1 pseudogene is annotated in these 544 nt (G+C 36.2%); it reads right to left on the bottom strand.

Annotation, left to right across the window (positions count from 1 at the left end):
* Positions 1-170 precede the first annotated feature (170 nt).
* Positions 171-544: pseudogene (locus FJR38_RS28135) on the bottom strand (MBOAT family protein); the annotation flags it as partial.

Raw genomic sequence — 544 nt, 5'->3', positions numbered from 1 at the left:
TTAACGTTGCGTCGTCTGGAAGTGGGTACAGCTTTTGGTTGACTTACATTTTTGGAAAGATGGTGATTCTACAAAATGGGATGCTACTGTACAATCTGGACAACTTGAGATTGAGGAAAAATCATAAATAACCCAAGTTGCTAGTCCCTTCGGGGATCTAAATATTCTAGTTAAAAATCAAAATAGATGTAGGGTAAGCTACCTTCAGGAGCTAATAACCAAACTGCATAAAAGCATAAAGGTATGAAGACAATTTTAATAGGCCAGCTAAACTCTAATTTCATCCCTCGGTTAAAGAAATAGGAGACACTCATCAAAAGAGCTATTCCTGCTAATAGATAGGAAAGTTGATATTGAGTGATATTGAGAGCTTCTACATAAACTTTTTCGGCAAATTGTTGATCAGCAGTATGTCCCCAAAGGTTTTGTATAACTAAAGATGAGTCTTGGAGGTTGGGGAGACGAAACCAAATCCAAGATGTGAAAACCATGATTTGTGTTAAAAACCAAGCAAATATTATTCCTAAAGGGTTTTGCCAAAATA

Source organism: Anabaena sp. UHCC 0253, from assembly GCF_009712085.1.
GTDB lineage: Bacteria > Cyanobacteriota > Cyanobacteriia > Cyanobacteriales > Nostocaceae > Dolichospermum.
The sequence above is the reverse complement of the archived record's forward strand: the minus strand, read 5'-3'. Positions and strand labels throughout refer to the sequence as shown.